14 protein-coding genes and 1 pseudogene are annotated in these 17,421 nt (G+C 63.2%); 9 read left to right on the forward strand and 6 right to left on the reverse strand.

What is annotated here, in order from left to right; genetic code table 11:
• The first annotated feature begins 74 nt into the window (after positions 1 to 74).
• Positions 75 to 1,529, forward strand: a complete 1,455-nt coding sequence (locus tag AC1D2N_RS22380; protein ID WP_018246754.1) for an efflux transporter outer membrane subunit — start codon at positions 75 to 77, stop codon at positions 1,527 to 1,529.
• Positions 1,530 to 1,546: 17 nt separating this feature from the next.
• On the opposite strand, the gene AC1D2N_RS22385 is transcribed toward AC1D2N_RS22380, so the two are convergent.
• The 6 genes from AC1D2N_RS22385 to AC1D2N_RS22410 are packed head-to-tail and all read right to left on the reverse strand — an operon-like array spanning position 1,547 to position 8,538.
• Positions 1,547 to 2,383 (reverse strand): HpcH/HpaI aldolase/citrate lyase family protein, encoded by an 837-nt coding sequence (locus AC1D2N_RS22385; RefSeq protein ID WP_018246755.1) that lies wholly within the window; start codon positions 2,381 to 2,383, stop codon positions 1,547 to 1,549.
• The gene (locus tag AC1D2N_RS22390) at positions 2,380 to 2,832 is read right to left on the reverse strand and encodes a MaoC family dehydratase (RefSeq protein WP_130654029.1); all 453 of its coding nucleotides are present in this window, start codon (positions 2,830 to 2,832) and stop codon (positions 2,380 to 2,382) included. The genes AC1D2N_RS22385 and AC1D2N_RS22390 overlap by 4 nt, the downstream gene beginning before the upstream one ends.
• Positions 2,832 to 4,700, reverse strand: a complete 1,869-nt coding sequence (locus AC1D2N_RS22395) for an acetyl/propionyl/methylcrotonyl-CoA carboxylase subunit alpha (RefSeq protein WP_130654028.1) — start codon at positions 4,698 to 4,700, stop codon at positions 2,832 to 2,834. Before AC1D2N_RS22395 ends, AC1D2N_RS22390 begins: the two co-directional genes overlap by 1 nt.
• A gap of 7 nt (positions 4,701 to 4,707) precedes the next feature.
• Positions 4,708 to 6,318: a carboxyl transferase domain-containing protein gene (locus AC1D2N_RS22400; protein WP_130654027.1), complete on the reverse strand. Its 1,611-nt coding sequence runs from the start codon at positions 6,316 to 6,318 to the stop codon at positions 4,708 to 4,710.
• The gene (locus AC1D2N_RS22405) at positions 6,315 to 7,460 is read right to left on the reverse strand and encodes an isovaleryl-CoA dehydrogenase (protein WP_477982026.1); all 1,146 of its coding nucleotides are present in this window, start codon (positions 7,458 to 7,460) and stop codon (positions 6,315 to 6,317) included. The genes AC1D2N_RS22400 and AC1D2N_RS22405 overlap by 4 nt, the downstream gene beginning before the upstream one ends.
• A 43-nt stretch (positions 7,461 to 7,503) precedes the next feature.
• Entirely contained in the window at positions 7,504 to 8,538 is a 1,035-nt protein-coding gene (locus AC1D2N_RS22410) for an AraC family transcriptional regulator (protein WP_130654026.1), read from the reverse strand.
• A gap of 130 nt (positions 8,539 to 8,668) precedes the next feature.
• Between AC1D2N_RS22410 and AC1D2N_RS22415 the strand changes: the two genes are divergently transcribed.
• From AC1D2N_RS22415 to AC1D2N_RS22450, 8 genes and pseudogenes are all read left to right on the forward strand, one after another.
• Positions 8,669 to 9,436 carry a 3-hydroxyacyl-CoA dehydrogenase gene (locus tag AC1D2N_RS22415; protein ID WP_028732357.1) on the forward strand — a complete coding sequence of 256 codons (768 nt, stop codon included), beginning with the start codon at positions 8,669 to 8,671 and terminating at the stop codon, positions 9,434 to 9,436.
• A 23-nt stretch (positions 9,437 to 9,459) separates the two neighbouring features.
• Entirely contained in the window at positions 9,460 to 10,647 is a 1,188-nt protein-coding gene (locus AC1D2N_RS22420) for an acetyl-CoA C-acyltransferase (protein ID WP_130654025.1), read from the forward strand.
• 16 nt (positions 10,648 to 10,663) lie between these two features.
• Complete coding sequence (locus AC1D2N_RS22425) at positions 10,664 to 11,791, forward strand: acyl-CoA dehydrogenase family protein (protein ID WP_130654024.1); 1,128 nt, start codon at positions 10,664 to 10,666, stop codon at positions 11,789 to 11,791.
• 66 nt (positions 11,792 to 11,857) lie between these two features.
• A complete protein-coding gene (locus tag AC1D2N_RS22430) occupies positions 11,858 to 13,090 on the forward strand; it encodes a 3-methyl-2-oxobutanoate dehydrogenase (2-methylpropanoyl-transferring) subunit alpha (RefSeq protein WP_018246763.1) in 1,233 nt (410 codons plus the stop codon).
• Position 13,091: 1 nt separating this feature from the next.
• Positions 13,092 to 14,105 carry an alpha-ketoacid dehydrogenase subunit beta gene (locus AC1D2N_RS22435; protein ID WP_065277330.1) on the forward strand — a complete coding sequence of 338 codons (1,014 nt, stop codon included), beginning with the start codon at positions 13,092 to 13,094 and terminating at the stop codon, positions 14,103 to 14,105.
• A 3-nt stretch (positions 14,106 to 14,108) separates the two neighbouring features.
• Complete coding sequence (locus tag AC1D2N_RS22440) at positions 14,109 to 15,356, forward strand: dihydrolipoamide acetyltransferase family protein (protein ID WP_130654023.1); 1,248 nt, start codon at positions 14,109 to 14,111, stop codon at positions 15,354 to 15,356.
• 5 nt (positions 15,357 to 15,361) lie between these two features.
• Positions 15,362 to 16,759, forward strand: a complete 1,398-nt coding sequence (gene lpdA / locus AC1D2N_RS22445) for a dihydrolipoyl dehydrogenase (protein WP_130654022.1) — start codon at positions 15,362 to 15,364, stop codon at positions 16,757 to 16,759.
• A 226-nt stretch (positions 16,760 to 16,985) separates the two neighbouring features.
• Positions 16,986 to 17,351 (forward strand): annotated as a pseudogene (locus tag AC1D2N_RS22450) (IS6 family transposase); the annotation flags it as partial.
• Positions 17,352 to 17,421 lie beyond the last annotated feature (70 nt).

The raw sequence follows: 17,421 nt of genomic DNA on the forward strand, positions 1-17,421 counted from the left end.
TACAGTGTCTTTACCGCCATTAACGTTGGCGCCGCTAAGCCTGAACCTACGATCCCGGTTCAGAAAGCTCGCCAGTGAGTCCGTCGCTCTGCACAAGAATATCATCCCTCCGCTACGCCACATCGGCACTCACGCTTTTGGTGGCAGGCTGCGTCAGCGGCCCGGATCACGCTCCCCCACAGATGCCGCTTCCTGCTAAATTCCAAGAGGGCGGGACCAAGAGCAACGGCGATGTCGTGACGGCACAGTGGTGGACGGCCTATCGCGACAAGCGGCTCGACGGCCTGGTGGCCCATGGCCTCAGCGAGAACCTCGATGTGCTGCAGGCGCTCGAGAGCATCAACTCGGCTTCCGCCAATGTCACGGTTGCCGGCGCCGGCGGCCTGCCGAGCCTCAGTGTCGACGCATCGCACACGGTATCCGGCGAGAGGGGGCGGCTCCGCACGACGGTCGGCACCGAGAATACCACAGGCGGCCAGGCCAGCCTTTCCTGGCTGCTCGACTTCTTCGGCCAATACCGTCGCTCGAAGGAGAGTGCCATCGCCTCGCTGGGGGCCGCCTATGCAACGGCCGACAACACAAAGCTCACCTTCCTGAAAGACCTGATCGAGAGCTATATCGACGCCCGTTATTACCAGGAGCGAATCGCGCTTTCACAGGCGAGCTTGAAATCCCGCCAACAGACTTACGAACTGACACAGCTGCAGCTCAAGGCAGGTGCGGCCTCCCGCCTCGACGTCGTTCAGGCCGAGGGCCTGGTACAGTCGACAAAGTCCGACATTCCCGGCCTCGAACAGAGCTTCACCGAGTCAGCCCATCACATTGCCACTCTGCTCGGGATGCCGGCGGCCTCGCTGATGAACGAGCTGCAGAAAAGCGCCGGCCAGCCGGTTTTCCGCGGCGACATTCGCGCCGGCATTCCGGCCGATCTCATCCGCAACCGTCCCGATATCCACAAGGCTGAACGCGATCTGGCTGCAGCCGTTGCCGACATCGGCGCTGCCGAAGCCCAGCTCTACCCGTCGATCTCGCTCTCCGGTTCGATCTCGCCGAGCTGGGTCAAATCATCCGGTGCCAGCGGCGGAACCCTGACCAGCTGGTCTTTCGGACCGACGCTCAACCTGCCGATCTTCGATGGCGGCAAATTGCGTGCGAATGTCGATATCGAAAAATCCGATGCCAAGACCCAGTATCTCGCCTGGAAAGAGGCGGTGCTGAACGGGGTCGAAGAGGTGGAAAACGCCCTGTCTGCAGTCCGCCGCGACAGGCAGACGTTGGGACCGCTGCGCAGGCAGGTGGAAACGGCCCAGGAATCGCTCGCACTTTCGACCACGAGCTACAAGGATGGAGCTTCATCTCTGCTCGATGTGCTGGACGCTCAACGTTCGGTCTCCGATGCCCAGGCAAGCCTTGCAGCCACCGTACAGCAGGTTGCCAAGGACTATGTGGACCTCTACGTCGCCATTGGCGCCGGCTACCTGACGCAACAAGCGCAGAACGCTCCCGAGCGAACGGCGAAGTCAGACTAATTGGCGGAGCATTTGCTCTATCGCCCAGCCACATCGAGAATGCGGATCGCGAGCTTGAGATGCGGCAGATCTAGCATGCGTCCGTCGAGCTGAATGACGCCTGCGTCGGGCCTGGCGGCAAAGGCGGCGGCGACTTTCTCCGCCCAGGCGATTTCGGATGCATCCGGCGTGAAGGCGTGATTGATCACTTCGACCTGGCTTGGATGGATGGCCATCATACCGGAAAAGCCGTCGCGCCGGGCGCGGCCGACATAGGCCCTGAGACCGTTGAGATCGCGGAAATCGGGATAGACGGTGTCGATTGCCGGGACGGCGGCGGCATGGGCGCCGAAAAGTGTGAGCGAGCGGGCAAACTCGAAAGGTGGCGTATAGCGGCCATCCGTCCTCCGCGCGGTCGTAGCCCCCATCGCGGCGGGCAAATCCTCAGCGCCCCATGTCAGGCCGCAGAGGCTGGTCGAGACATCCCGGTAGCTGCCGATCTCGAAGATCGCCGATGGTGTTTCGGTTGCGATCGGCAAGATGGGAATTGCAGATGCAAGAGAGCCTGCGAGCTTCAGCACCGAAGTGGCACCCTCGGCCTTCGGCAGCACGATTGCGAAAGGATGAAGGCCGCTCAAAGCGGTCAGGTCGTCTTCGAATTCTGGCGAGGCGAGGGGATTGATCCGAATCAGGAGAGCGGTCTCGCCGGCATGATGCAGGACGAACTCGTGCACGCTCTCGCGCGCTTTCGGCTTGTTCAAGGGCGCAACCGAATCTTCCAGGTCGAGAATGACGGCATCGGCGCCTGAGGCGAGCGCCTTTTGGAAACGCTCCGGCCGGTCACCGGGCGCAAAGAGCAGCGAGCGCAGCCTCATGACGGCTTCACCTTCAGCATTGCCGTGCGCAGGCATTGACAGACGGTTTCGCCGCGCTGGTTCAGAGTGATATGCTGGAAGGTGACGATGCCGGCATCGGGGCGGGAGTTCGAGCGACGCAGTTCCATCACCTCGGTTTCCACCCGCAGCGTATCGCCAATGAAAACCGGCTTTGGCATCGTCACCTTGTCATAGCCGAGATTGGCGACGAGCGTGCCGAGCGTGGTGTCGCCGACCGAAAGGCCGACGGTGAGCGCAAAGGTGAAGGTGCCGTTGACGACGATCCGGCCGAATTCGGTGCCGGCCGCATAATCGGCATCGAGATGCAGCGGCTGCGGATTATGGGAGAGCGTCGTGAACAGCAGATTGTCGGTCTCGGTGACCGTGCGACGGATGTCGTGGGCGATGCGGTCGCCGACCGTCCACTCGTCGAAATAACGGCCGGCCATCAATCCTGCTCCTTCACAACGCTGACGACGAGTTGGTTTTCCGAGACCCTGATACCCGAGGAAACCTGCAGTTTTTCGACGAATCCATCGAAGGGTGCGCGCAGCGAATGTTCCATTTTCATCGCTTCAACCGTCAGCAGGCGGTCCCCCTTGGCGACACGATCGCCTTCGGCGACATCCACCGAAATGACGAGGCCGGGCATGGGCGAAAGGATCGCGCCATCGCCGGCGCCCTGACTTGCCTCGACTTCGCTGGCAACGGGCAGGCGGATCGGCCAGGCATTGCCGGCGTCGAAAAGCACCGTCGTTTCACCGATCGTGACGGTCTTTGCCTCAAGCTCCCGACGCGATTGCCCCCAATGGAGATGATCGCCGATACGGATACGCACCCTCTTGTCATCCGCGCCGGCGATGCGGAACCCAGTGAGCGCGGACCAGGGATCGCCATCGGTATCTTTTGAAAGCAGCACGGTGGCTGCGGTGTCGATCGCGATTTCGCTCGGCTCCGTCGCCACAAGGCTATCGCCATGGCGGTCGAGAAAGCCGGTATCGATCCGAGCTGCGCGAAAATCCGGATCGACGGCGATGCGGGCGAGCAGGCCGGCATTGGATTTGACCGGCCAGACCTCGATACTTGCGCAGGCGGCTGCGAGCTTCGAAAGTGCTGCCTCGCGGTTCGGCCCGTGGGCAATGATCTTGGCGATCATCGGGTCATAGAAGGCGGTGACGTCATCCCCTTGCTCGACACCGCTATCGACGCGGACGGACTCCGGCAGGCTGAGATGTTCAAGTCGGCCGGTCGAGGGCAGATAGCCGGCGGCAGGATTTTCGGCATAGAGCCGGGCTTCGAAGGCCCAGCCGTTCATGGCGATCTCGTCCTGCATTTTCGGCAAGGGCTCGCCGCTAGCGACCGTCAACTGCCAGAGCACCAGATCCTCGCCAGTAATTGCCTCGGTGACGGGATGCTCTACCTGCAGGCGGGTGTTCATCTCCATGAACCAGATGCGATCTTCGCGAAGGCCCTCCGAGGCATCGGCGATGAATTCGATGGTGCCGGCGCCGATATAATTCACCGCTCTTGCGGCCTTTACCGCCGCATCGCAGATCACTGCCCGGGTAGCGGTGTCGAGGCCGGGAGCGGGGGCCTCCTCAATGACTTTCTGGTGACGGCGCTGCAGCGAACAATCGCGTTCGAAAAGATGAACGCAATTGCCGAACATGTCGGCGAAGACCTGCACCTCGATATGGCGCGGATTGGCGATGTAACGTTCAATCAGAACGCGGTCGTCGCCGAAGGAGGCGGCCGCCTCCCGGCGGCAGGAGGCGAGAAGTTCGGCGAAATCTTGCGCGCGCTCGACGCGGCGCATGCCCTTGCCGCCGCCGCCGGCGACGGCCTTGATGAGCACGGGATAACCGATAGTGTCCGCCTCAGCCGCCAGCCTCTCTTCGCTCTGGTCCGGCCCGAGATAACCAGGGGTCACAGGCACCCCGGCCGCCTGCATCAATTCCTTCGCGGCATCCTTGAGTCCCATCGCACGGATGGCGGCAGGCGGCGCGCCGACCCAGATGATCCCGGCCTTTTCCACCGCTTCGGCAAACCCGGCGTTTTCCGAGAGGAAACCGTAGCCGGGATGGATCGCCGCAGCGCCGGTTTGCCGGGCGGCCTCCAGGATGCGTTCCTGCGAGAGATAGCTTTCCCGGGCCGGCGAGGGGCCGATGGCGATCGCCTCGTCTGCCTCCCTTACGAAGGGCAGGCCGGCATCGGCCTCGGAATAGACGGCGATGGTGCGGATGGCGAGCATCTTGGCCGTGCGGATGATGCGGCGGGCGATTTCGCCCCTGTTGGCAATGAGAAGGCTTTCCATCATCGGCGCCTCACATCCTGAACAGGCCGAAGCGCGGCCCTTTCGGGATCGGCGCATTCAGGCAGGCGGAAAAGGCAAGGCCCAGCACATCCCGCGTCTGGCGTGGATCGATGATGCCGTCGTCCCAGAGGCGGGCGGTGGCATAATAGGGATTTCCCTCGGCCTCGTAGCCGGCGCGGATCGGCGCCTTGAAGGCTTGCTCCTCTTCAATAGGCCAATTCTCACCGCGCGCCTCCATGGAGTCTCGGCGTATGGTGGCAAGCACGGAGGCCGCCTGTTCGCCGCCCATCACACTGATGCGGCTGTTCGGCCAAGTGAAGAGGAAACGGGGGCGATAGGCGCGGCCGCACATGCCGTAATTGCCGGCGCCGAAGCTGCCGCCGATGATAACGGTCACTTTCGGAACAGTTGATGTCGCGACCGCCGTCACCAGCTTGGCCCCATCCTTGGCGATGCCGCCGGCCTCATAGCGGCCGCCGACCATGAAGCCGGAAATATTCTGCAGAAACAGCAAGGGTATGCGGCGCTGGCAGGCGAGCTCGATGAAGTGGGCGCCCTTCAGCGCGCTTTCGGAAAACAGCACGCCATTATTGGCGATGACGGCGACGGGCATGCCCCAGATGCGGGCAAAGCCGCAGACCAGCGTGGTGCCGTAGAGCGACTTGAATTCATGCAGTTCCGAGCCATCGACGATCCGGCCGATGACCTCGCGCACATCATAGGGCGAGCGCACATCATCCGGGACGATGCCGCAGAGATCCTCGGCATCGAGTTTCGGCGGCTGTGGCTGCTTGAGGTCGATATCGACTGATTTCACACTGTTGAAGGTGGCTGCGATATCGCGAACGAGCAGCAGTGCATGTTCATCATTCTCGGCGACATGATCGACGACGCCGGAGCGGCGGCCATGGGTTTCGGCGCCGCCAAGCTCTTCGGCCGAGATGATCTCGCCGGTCGCGGCCTTCACCAGCGGCGGGCCGGCCAGGAAGATCGTGCCCTGATTGCGCACGATGACCGTTTCGTCGGACATGGCGGGCACATAGGCGCCGCCGGCGGTGCAGCTTCCCAAGACGCAGGCGATCTGCGGAATGCCTTCGGCCGACATCTGGGCCTGGTTGTAGAAGATCGCGCCGAAATGGTCGCGGTCGGGAAAGACTTCGGCCTGATGCGGAAGATTGGCACCGCCGCTATCGACCAGATAGAGGCAGGGCAACCGGTTCTGCATGGCGATCTCCTGGGCCCGCAGATGTTTCTTCACCGTCAGGGGGTAATAGGCGCCGCCCTTCACCGTCGCATCATTGGCGACGATCATTACCTCGCGGCCGGAAACGCGGCCGATGCCGGTGATGATACCGGCGCCCGGCGCCTCGTCATCATACATGCCGTTGGCCACCAGCGCGCCGATCTCCAGGAACGGGCTGCCGGCATCGAGCAAAAGCTGGATGCGGTCGCGCGGCAGCAGCTTGCCCTTGCCGGTGTGGCGCGCGCGTGCTGTCTGCGATCCACCCTCGCGCGCTTTCGCCGAACGGTCGTAGAGTTCGTCGATAAGCGTCTTGTTCTTGCTGGCATTGGCCTTGAAGCTGTCGCTGTCGCGGTCGATCGCAGTCGTAATCACCGTCATGATGCGATGAGCTCCCGGCCGATCAGATAGCGGCGGATCTCGTTGGTACCGGCGCCGATATCGTAAAGCTTGGCGTCGCGCAAAAAGCGTTCGACCGGCCATTCCTTGGTATAGCCGGCGCCGCCGAGCGCCTGGATCGCTTCCAGCGAGACCTTCACAGCATTCTCGCTGGCAAAGAGGATCGCAGCAGCTGCATCCGTGCGCGTCGCGCGGCCGGCATCGCAGGCGCGAGCGACGGAATAGACATAGGCGCGCGCCGAATTCAGCGCCACATACATATCGGCGATCTTGCCCTGCATCAGCTGGAAATCGCCGATCGCTTTACCGAACTGTTTGCGATCGCGCACATAGGGCAGCACGACGTCGAGGCAGGCCTGCATGATGCCGAGCGGTCCGGCGGCAAGCACGGCGCGCTCGTAATCGAGGCCGGACATCAGGATCTTCACGCCTTCTCCCTCCCGGCCCATCAGCGCCTCGGCCGGCACCGCGCAATCCTCGAAGACCAGTTCGGCCGTGTCGCTGCCGCGCATGCCGAGCTTGGWGAGCTTCTTGGAGACGCTGAAACCGGGCAGGCCCTTTTCGATGATGAAGGCGGAAATGCCTTTCGGGCCGGCTGCGGGATCGGTCTTGGCATAGACAACAAGCACATCGGCATGCGGCGCGTTGGTGATCCAGAACTTGGTGCCGTTCAGAATATAGCGGTCGCCCTTTTTCTCGGCACGCAAGCGCATGGAGACGACATCGGAACCGGCGCCGACCTCCGACATGGCGAGCGAACCGACATGTTCGCCGGAGATCAGCTTCGGCAGGTGGCGGCGCTTTTGTTCCGGCGAGGCCCAGCGGCGGATCTGGTTGACGCAGAGATTGGAATGGGCGCCGTAACTGAGCCCCACGGAGGCCGAGGCGCGCGAAACCTCTTCCATGGCGACGACATGATCGAGATAACCAAGACCGGCGCCGCCGAATTCTTCTTCGACGGTGATTCCATGCAGGCCGAGCGCGCCCATCTCAGGCCAAAGCTGGCGTGGAAATGTGTTGCTTTCGTCGATCTCCGCAGCCAGCGGAGCAATATGATCGGCGGCAAACCGCGCCGTCGTTTCACGGATCGCGTCCGCGGTTTCGCCGAGCGAAAAATCAAACATGGCACTCCTCCCGCTGAAATATGTAGCGCGGGTTGCGGCCGGGTCAAAGTGTCCTTGATTGCAATGGCTCATCCAATTGCGAGAGAGCTTCCTCCCGGCGAAAGACCTCGGGGCTCTTGCCCATCCATTTCCGGAAGGCCCGGAAGAAGGCGCTCGGCTCGGAATAGCCGAGCTGCACGGCAATCTCACCGATGGACATCGACGTGTTCAGCAGCAGTTCGACGGCGAGATCCCGGCGGATGTCGTCCTTGATGGCGGCATAGCTTTGTCCCTCGTCGTGCAGACGGTGGCGGAGCGTGGAGGGCGGCATTCGCATATCGGCGGCAAGCTCGGTAAAGCGCGACCAGGCAGCCGGCGTGGCCAGATTCAGGCGCCGGCGGACGGCGGCGGCGATACCGGCATCATAGCGATAGCGCACCAGAATATTGGCGGGCGCGCTGCGCAGGAACTGTTTGAGCGCCTGTTCGCTGCGCGCCACCGGCAGGTCGAGCAAGGCGCTGTCGAAGCCGAGCCGGCTGATGGTTTGCGAGAAACGCACTGGCGCGCCGAAGAAGAGCCGATAGTCGGCGCCTTGTTTGGGCTCCGCGCAGCGGAAATCGACGAGCCGGATCGGAATGCGCCGACCGACCAGCCAGCAGGTGATGCCGTGCAGGATGATCCAATAGGTGCGATAGGCGAAGGCTGAACGCGGGTCGCCGGCATCCGTGAGCTCGACCTCGGCCAGGCCGTCGCGGATGACGAGCCGTCCCCTGGGATCGTCGAGCACGACATCGAGGAAACGCAGCGCCCGGCGCAGGGCGTGGCCTAGCGTTGGCGCATGCAGCACGCAATGGCAGAGCAGCGTGAAGCTGCCGCCGCGCATCGGTCGGCCACCCATACCGAAGAATTCGTCGTCGAGCTCGGCGGCGATTGCCAGCCAGAGCGCGCCATATGTTTCGGCCGACACCGGTTGATCGACCAGCGGCGGCAGTCCCACACGCGCAAGAATAGGCTCTGTCGGCTTATCCAGCCGCCGCAGGCTGTCGAGGGCCTCCTCGACAAAGGCCGGTGCAATCATGCGTCGCTCGATTTCGGCCATCGTGCCCTCTATGGCAAAACTGTCCGAAATAATGGAGCAGTTCTGTCATCGCTTGCAATAGGTCGACGGAATAGAATCCTGTCATTCGGCTGAGCCTGGAGGAGGCGTGGCCGGCAGGAGGAACAGGTCCATGCTGATCCGAGGTGCAAGTTTCATCGTGACCGGCGGCGGCTCCGGCCTCGGCGCGGCAACAGTGCGCATGCTTGTGGAGGCGGGCGGACGGGTGACGATCGCCGATCTCAACGCGGAAGCCGGACAGGAAATCGTCCGGGAATTCGGAAGTGACGCCCGTTTCGTCAAGGCCGACGTGACCGATGGAGAGGAAGGGGCGGGGGCGGTTGCCGCTGCCATCGAAGCCTTCGGCGGCTTGCGCGGATTGGTGAATTGCGCGGGCGTCGCTCCGGCCGAAAAGGTGATCGGCCGCGACGGGCCGCACCGGCTGGAGAGTTTTGCCCGCACGGTGAGCATCAATCTCATTGGCACATTCAACATGATCCGGCTGGCAGCGGCGGCGATCCAGACTACCGAGCCGGATGCGGAAGGCGAACGCGGCGTCATCGTCAATACGGCCTCGGTTGCCGCCTTCGACGGCCAGATCGGCCAGGCAGCTTACGCCGCCTCCAAGGGCGGGGTGGCGGCGATGACCTTGCCGATCGCCCGCGAGCTTGCCCGTCACGGCATTCGCGTCGTGTCGATCGCACCCGGCATCTTCGAGACACCGATGATGGCTGATATGCCGGCCGAGGTTCAGGCAGCACTCGGCAAGAGCGTGCCCTTTCCACCGCGGCTCGGTCGGCCGGCGGAATTTGCCGGGCTGGTACGCCATATCTTGGAAAACAACATGCTGAACGGCGAGGTCATCCGCCTCGACGGCGCATTGCGGATGGGCGCGCGGTGAGCGCGTTGCCCAGAGGAGGAAACATGACATTGCAGGATCCCATCGTCATCGTCGGTGCGGCGCGCACCCCGATCGGCAGCTTTCAGGGAGAGCTGAAGGAGGCGACAGCGCCGGAACTCGGAGCAACGGCGATCCGCGCGGCGCTGCAGCGGAGCCGCATCGCGGCCGAGGCGATCGAGGAGGTCGTCTTCGGTTGTGTCCTGCCGGCCGGGCAGGGGCAGGCGCCGGCGCGCCAGGCGGCGATCCATGCCGGTCTGCCCTTCGCGACTGCGGCGAGCACCGTCAACAAGATGTGCGGCTCAGGCATGAAGGCGGTGATGATGGCGCATGACCTGATTGCCACCGGCAGCGCCTCAGTGGCGATTGCAGGTGGCATGGAAAGCATGACGAATGCGCCCTATCTCCTTGACAAGGCCCGTGGCGGCTACAGGCTCGGCCATGGGCGTGTCGTGGATCACATGTTCCTCGACGGGCTGGAGGATGCTTATGACAAGGGGCGCTTGATGGGCAGCTTCGCGGAGGATTGCGCCGAGGCCTATCAGTTCACGCGCGAGGCGCAGGACAACTACGCCATCGCCTCGCTGACGCGGGCGCAGAAGGCGATTGCCGAAGGCTGTTTCGAAAGCGAGATTGTGCCGGTCACGGTAAAATCAGGCAAAGCCGAGCAGGTGGCGAGCCGCGACGAACAGCCCGGCAAGGCGAAGCTCGACAAGATCCCGACGCTGAAACCCGCCTTCCGCGAGGGCGGCACGGTGACCGCCGCCAATTCCAGCTCGATCTCCGATGGCGCGGCAGCCCTGGTGCTGATGCGCCGCTCCGAGGCGGAGCATCGCGGCCTCAAGCCGCTTGCCACCATCCTTGGCCATGCCACTCATTCGCAGGCGCCCAATCTTTTCGCCACGGCGCCGATCGGCGCGTTGCAGAAGCTGTCCGATCGCACCGGCTTGCCGTTGTCGGAGGTCGATCTGTTCGAAATCAACGAGGCTTTTGCCGTCGTCGCCATGGCGGCGATGCGCGATCTCAACCTGCCGCATGAAAAGGTGAATGTGCATGGCGGCGCCTGCGCGCTCGGCCATCCGATCGGCGCCTCGGGAGCCCGGATTCTGGTGACGCTGCTTGCAGCGCTGGAGCGATACGACCTGAAGCGCGGCATGGCCGCGCTCTGCATCGGCGGCGGCGAGGCGACCGCCGTTGCCATCGAACGGCAATAGGAAAGGGAGAGAACAGATGATCCTTTCCGACCTCCAGCAGCAGATCTCAGATCTCGCCCGCGACTTTGCCCGCGACCGGCTGGCGCCGGGGGCGGCCAAACGCGACCGGGAGCATCTCTTCCCACGCGAGGAATTGAAGGAGATGGGCGAACTCGGGCTGCTCGGCATGCTGGTGCCGGAAGCCTATGGGGGATCTGATACCGGTGTGGTTGCCTATGCCGCGGCGCTGGAGGAGATTGCTGCGGGCGACGGGACGTGTTCGACGATCATGAGCGTGCATAGCTCCGTCGGCTGTGTGCCGATCCTGAAATTCGGTACCGAGGAGCAGCGGCAGCGCTTCCTGCCGAAACTGGCAAGCGGCGAATGGATTGGCGGCTTTGCGCTGACCGAGCCGCAGGCCGGTTCCGATGCCTCGAACCTGAAGACGCGGGCGCGGCGTGACGGCGACCACTACGTGATCGACGGCTCCAAGCAATTCATCACCTCGGGCAAGAACGGCGATGTCATTATCGTCTTTGCCGTTACCGATCCCGATGTCGGCAAGAAGGGCATCACGGCCTTCATCGTGCCGACGGATACGCCGGGCTACGAGGTGATCCGCGTCGAGGAAAAACTTGGACTGCATTCCTCCGATACCTGCCAGATCGCCTTCAACAGCATGCGCATTCCGGCAGAACTCAGGCTTGGCGCGGAAGGCGAGGGCTATCGCATCGCACTCGCCAATCTCGAGGGGGGACGGATCGGCATCGCGGCGCAGGCTGTCGGCATGGCGCGGGCGGCCTTCGAGGCCGCGCGCGACTATGCCAAAGAGCGCACGGCCTTCGGCAAGCCGATCGTCGAGCATCAGGCCGTTGCCTTCCGCCTTGCCGATATGGCGGTGCGGATCGAGGCGGCGCGGCAGCTTGTACTTCATGCCGCCTCGCTCAGGGAGGCCGGGCTGCCCTGCCTGTCGGAAGCCTCGATGGCGAAGCTCTTTGCCTCCGAGATGGCCGAGCGCGTCTGCTCCGACGCGATCCAGATCCATGGAGGTTATGGCTACATGGCCGACTATCCGGTCGAGCGCATCTACCGCGATGTGCGTATCTGCCAGATCTATGAAGGAACGAGCGACGTGCAGCGCATGGTGATCGCCCGCAATCTATAAGAACCACATCCGGCCCCTGCTTCTGGAGGAGAGGAGCACGGCCGGCAAAGGGAGGAGAGAAAAAGCATGGTGGATTCCGCTCGGTTGAGCCTACATGTTCCCGAACCCGCCGTTCGCCCCGGCGGTCAGCCCGATTTTTCCAACGTCAAGATTGCCAAGGCCGGTTCGGTGCCGCGGCCGGAGGTGGATGTCGCATCCGAAGATATCCGCGACCTCGCCTATTCCATCATCCGTGTTTTGAACCGCGAAGGCGAGGCGGTCGGTCCCTGGGCAGGGTCGCTCTCCAATGAGGAGTTGCTGACCGGGCTTCGCAACATGATGAAGCTGCGCGCCTTCGACGCCCGCATGCTGATGGCGCAGCGGCAGGGCAAGACCTCCTTCTATATGCAGCATCTCGGCGAAGAGGCCGTCAGCTGCGCCTTTCGCAAGGCGCTCGAGAAGGGAGACATGAATTTTCCGACCTATCGCCAGGCAGGCCTGCTGATTGCCGACGACTATCCGATGGTCGAGATGATGAACCAGATCTACTCGAACGAGAGCGATCCCCTGCGCGGCCGGCAATTGCCGATCATGTATTCCTCCAAGGAACATGGCTTCTTCACCATCTCGGGCAATCTCGCCACCCAATATGTGCAGGCCGTCGGCTGGGCGATGGCCTCGGCGATCAAGAATGACAGCCGCATTGCCGCGGCCTGGATCGGCGACGGATCGACGGCGGAATCGGATTTCCACTCGGCGCTCGTTTTCGCCTCGACCTACAAGGCGCCGGTCATTCTCAACATCGTCAACAATCAATGGGCGATCTCCACTTTTCAGGGCATCGCCCGCGGCGGCTCCGGCACCTTCGCTGCCCGCGGCCTTGGCTTCGGCATTCCGGCGCTGCGTGTCGACGGAAACGACTATCTCGCCGTCCATGCCGTCGCCCGCTGGGCGGCGGATCGCGCGCGGCGCAATCTCGGCCCGACGCTGATCGAATATGTGACCTATCGCGTCGGCGCCCATTCGACCTCCGACGATCCGAGCGCCTATCGGCCCAAGACGGAATCGGAGGCCTGGCCGCTCGGCGATCCCGTGCTGCGGCTGAAGAAACATCTGATCGTCAAGGGTGCATGGTCGGAGGAGCGGCATGTGCAGGCCGAAGCCGAAATCATGGACGAGGTAATCGAGGCGCAGCGCCAGGCAGAGGCGCATGGCACGCTGCATGCCGGCGGCAGGCCTTCGGTGCGCGACATTTTCGAGGGCGTCTATGCCGAGATGCCGCCGCATATCCGCCGCCAGCGGCAGAAGGCGGGGTACTGACATGTCCAGAATGACGATGATCGAGGCCGTGCGCAGCGCCATGGACGTCTCAATGGCGAAGGACGACAATGTCGTCGTTTTCGGCGAGGATGTCGGCTATTTCGGCGGCGTCTTTCGCAGCACGCAGGGCCTGCAGGCAAAATACGGCAGAACGCGCTGCTTCGATACGCCGATCAGCGAATCCGGAATCGTCGGCACGGCGATCGGCATGGCCGCCTACGGGCTGAAGCCCTGTGTCGAAATCCAGTTCGCCGATTACATGTATCCGGCCTATGACCAGCTGACGCAGGAGGCGGCGCGCATCCGCTACCGGTCCAACGGCGATTTCACCTGCCCGATCGTGGTGCGCATGCCGACCGGCGGCGGAATCTTCGGCGGCCAGACGCACAGCCAGAGTCCGGAGGCGCTTTTTACCCATGTCTGCGGGCTGAAGGTGATCGTGCCGTCCAATCCCTATGACGCCAAAGGCCTGCTGATCGCGGCGATCGAGGATCCCGATCCTGTCATGTTCCTGGAGCCGAAGCGGCTCTATAACGGCCCTTTCGACGGCCATCACGAGCGGCCGGTGACGCCCTGGTCGAAACACGACCTCGGAGAGGTGCCTGACGGCCACTACACCATCCCGATCGGCAAGGCCGAGGTGCGGCGCGTGGGATCGGCGGTGACCGTGGTTGCCTACGGCACCATGGTGCATGTGGCGCTTGCCGCAGCCGAGGATGCCGGCATCGATGCCGAGGTGATCGATCTTAGAAGCCTGCTGCCGCTCGATCTCGACACGATCGTCAACTCAGTCTCGAAGACGGGTCGCTGTGTCGTCGTGCATGAGGCAACCCTGACGTCCGGCTTCGGCGCCGAAGTCGCGGCGCTGGTGCAGGAGCATTGCTTCTATCATCTCGAAGCGCCGGTCGTGCGCGTTGCCGGCTGGGACACGCCCTATCCGCATGCGCAGGAGTGGGACTATTTCCCCGGTCCCGGCCGTGTCGGGCGGGCGCTTGCCGAAGTCATGGAGGCTTGAGCCGTGGGCGAATTCATCATCAAGATGCCCGATGTCGGGGAGGGGGTCGCCGAGGCCGAGATTGTGGAGTGGCACGTGAGGACAGGAGATCCCGTCCGCGAGGACATGGTGATCGCCGCCGTCATGACCGACAAGGCCACGGTGGAAATTCCGTCTCCCGTCAATGGCATCGTCATATGGCTTGCCGGCGAGGTCGGAGACCGCATCGCGGTCAAGGCCCCGCTGGTGCGGATCGAGACGGCGGGAGATGTCGGCGAGGCGCAGCCCATTGGGATCTCGCAGACGCCGACTGCCGAAACGCCCAGAGCCGAGATGGCAAGACCTGCTCCGGCAGCGCCAGCGCCTGCGGCGGTACCAGTGCCGGCGGCGACGCCGGCGGAAAAGCCGCTTGCCGCTCCCTCGGTGCGGCTCTTCGCCAGGGAAAGCGGTGTCGATCTCAGGCAGGTGCAGGGGACAGGACCGGCGGGGCGTATCCTGCGCGAGGATATCGAGCAATTCCTGACTCCGGGAACCGCTCCTGCTGCGGTCAAGAACGGTTTTGCCAAGAAGACGGCGACCGAGGAGATCAAGCTGACCGGCCTGCGCCGCCGCATCGCCGAGAAGATGGTGCTTTCCGCCTCGCGCATCCCCCACATTACCTATGTGGAGGAAGTGGATATGTCCGCGCTCGAGGAGTTGCGCGCCACGATGAACGGCGATCGCAGGCCAGATCATCCGAAGCTGACGGTTCTGCCCTTCCTGATGCGGGCGCTGGTCAAGGCCATTTCCGAGCAGCCTGACGTCAACGCCACTTTCGACGACGATGCCGGCATCATCACGCGCTATGGTGCCGTACACATCGGCATCGCCACGCAGACGCCGGCCGGTCTGACCGTGCCGGTGGTCCGGCACGCGGAAGCCCGCGGCATCTGGGATTGCGCCGCCGAGATGAACCGGCTGGCGGAAGCGGCGCGATCCGGCACCGCGACACGCGATGAACTTTCCGGCTCCACCATCACCATCAGCTCGCTCGGCGCGCTCGGCGGCATCGTCTCGACACCGATCATCAATCATCCCGAAGTGGCGATCGTCGGCGTCAACAAGATCGCCACACGACCGGTCTGGGACGGCACGCAGTTCGTGCCGCGCAAGATGATGAACCTCTCCTCCAGCTTCGATCATCGCATCATCGACGGCTGGGATGCGGCAAACTTCGTGCAGCGCATCCGCACGCTGCTCGAAACGCCGGCGCTCATTTTTATCGAAAGCTGAGATCCATGAAAGAGATCGTCTGCAAGCTCCTCGTCATCGGCGCCGGTCCGGGCGGTTATGTCTGCGCCATTCGCGCCGGGCAGCTCGGCATCGATACTGTTATCGTCGAGGCCGGCAAACCGGGCGGCACCTGCCTGACGGTCGGCTGCATTCCCTCCAAGGCGTTGATCTATGCGGCGGAGGAATTCGATGCGACGCAAAGGATGCTTGCCGGCAAGAACCCGATGGGCATCCGCGTCGAGGGCGCCTCGATCGATCTCGGCAGGACGATTGCCTGGAAGGACGGGATCGTCGGCCGGCTCACAGGTGGTGTTTCGGGGCTGCTGCAGAAGGCACGAGTCAAGATCGTCCACGGCCGCGCCCACTTCCGCGACGGCAAGACGGTGGAGGTGGAGACGGAAATAGGCCAACAGATCATCCGCGCCGAGACGGTGGTGATCGCCACCGGTTCGGATCCGGTGGAGCTTGCGAACCTGCCTTTCGGCGGCCGCATCATTTCCTCGACAGAGGCGCTGTCGCTGACGGAGCTGCCGAAAAAGCTCGTCGTGGTCGGCGGCGGTTACATCGGACTGGAGCTCGGGACGGCTTTTTCCAAGATGGGGTCTGATGTGACGATCGTCGAGGCGACGCCACAGGTGCTACCGCAATATGATGCCGAGCTGGTGCGGCCCGTCATGCGCAAGCTGACCGAAGGCGGTATCCGGGTGTTGACAGGTGCCAAGGCGATCGGCCTTGCCGACGATGGCGAGGCGTTGATCGTCGAAACGGCCGATGGCCGCCAACAGTCCCTGCCGGCGGACCGCATCCTCGTCACCGTCGGCCGCCGCCCAAGAACCGCAGGATCCGGTCTCGAAGAGCTCGATCTTGATCGTGCCGGCCCTTATTTGAGGATCGACGACCGCTGCCGCACGTCGATGCGCGGCATCTATGCGATCGGCGATGTGACCGGCGAGCCGATGCTTGCCCATCGGGCCATGGCGCAAGGGGAGATGGTGGCGGAAATCATTGCCGGGAAGAAGCGGGCCTGGGACAAGCGATGCATCCCCGCCATCTGCTTCACCGATCCGGAGATCGTCAGCGCCGGCCTGTCGCCGGCGGACGCGAAGGCGCAAGGTTATGAGATTCGCACCGGCCAGTTTCCGTTCAGCGCCAACGGGCGGGCGATGACGATGCTATCCGAAGAGGGCTTCGTGCGCGTCGTGGCCCGCGCCGACACCAATCTCGTGCTCGGCCTGCAGGCGGTGGGGGCCGGGGTCTCCGAGCTCTCGGCAGCTTTTGCGCTGGCCATCGAGATGGGTGCGCGCCTGGAAGACATCGCCGGTACCATCCACGCACATCCGACCCGCAGCGAAGCGGTGATGGAGGCGGCGCTGAAAGCTTTGGGAAGCGCCCTGCACATCTGAGTTACGCCCGGGCCGGGCACTGAAGATCCGGGAAGGCGCCGTGCTCGGGCGGAGGATCTTGTGGGATTCATCCATGTCGACCAGGCGGCAAGTCACTTCTCTTCTAGAAGTTGATTATGCATAATATACCTGTTTTACATGTAAATATGGCATAATCAACATTATGGAACTGCGACTTTTGCGGCAACCCTTTTGCGGCAACGTTTGGCAGTTCGATTGAAGTCCTGTGCGCATCAACGGTCAGAAAGGCTGGTTGTGGAGAGCGGTTGATCAGGACGGATATGCGCTCGATGAGATCGTCCAGACGCGAAGTTACACCAAGGCGGCCAAGTGCCTGCTGACGCGACTTCTGAACAAGCAAGCCACGCCGCCAAAGCGTGTGATCACCGACAAATTGCGCTCCAACGGGGCGGCTAAACGCCAGCTCATGCCGAACGTGGAACACCGCTCGCATAAAGGCTTGAACAACCGGGCGGAGAATTCTCACCTGCCGTTCAGAAAACGGCAGCGAACGCGACAGGGCTTATGGTCGGTTGGCTCATTGCAACATTTTGTGTTGATCTTCTCCGCCGTCCGAAACCTCTTCGTCCCATCTTCCCTCTCGATCACTGACCGCAATCTCACTTATATCTACAATCGTCTGAAAGCCACGCCACGCGGCC

Source organism: Rhizobium sp. P1_B8 (assembly GCF_056406515.1).

Excerpts from the sequence above, each read along its gene's own strand:
- AC1D2N_RS22385 (WP_018246755.1), bottom strand. The coding sequence starts at position 2,383 with ATGAGGCTGCGCTCGCTGCTCTTTGCGCCCGGTGACCGGCCGGAGCGT.
- AC1D2N_RS22390 (WP_130654029.1), bottom strand. The coding sequence starts at position 2,832 with ATGGCCGGCCGTTATTTCGACGAGTGGACGGTCGGCGACCGCATCGCC.
- AC1D2N_RS22395 (WP_130654028.1), bottom strand. The coding sequence starts at position 4,700 with ATGATGGAAAGCCTTCTCATTGCCAACAGGGGCGAAATCGCCCGCCGC.
- AC1D2N_RS22400 (WP_130654027.1), bottom strand. The coding sequence starts at position 6,318 with ATGACGGTGATTACGACTGCGATCGACCGCGACAGCGACAGCTTCAAG.
- AC1D2N_RS22410 (WP_130654026.1), bottom strand. The coding sequence starts at position 8,538 with ATGGCCGAAATCGAGCGACGCATGATTGCACCGGCCTTTGTCGAGGAG.
- AC1D2N_RS22415 (WP_028732357.1), top strand. The coding sequence starts at position 8,669 with ATGCTGATCCGAGGTGCAAGTTTCATCGTGACCGGCGGCGGCTCCGGC.
- AC1D2N_RS22420 (WP_130654025.1), top strand. The coding sequence starts at position 9,460 with ATGACATTGCAGGATCCCATCGTCATCGTCGGTGCGGCGCGCACCCCG.
- AC1D2N_RS22425 (WP_130654024.1), top strand. The coding sequence starts at position 10,664 with ATGATCCTTTCCGACCTCCAGCAGCAGATCTCAGATCTCGCCCGCGAC.
- AC1D2N_RS22430 (WP_018246763.1), top strand. The coding sequence starts at position 11,858 with ATGGTGGATTCCGCTCGGTTGAGCCTACATGTTCCCGAACCCGCCGTT.
- AC1D2N_RS22435 (WP_065277330.1), top strand. The coding sequence starts at position 13,092 with ATGTCCAGAATGACGATGATCGAGGCCGTGCGCAGCGCCATGGACGTC.
- lpdA (WP_130654022.1), top strand. The coding sequence starts at position 15,362 with ATGAAAGAGATCGTCTGCAAGCTCCTCGTCATCGGCGCCGGTCCGGGC.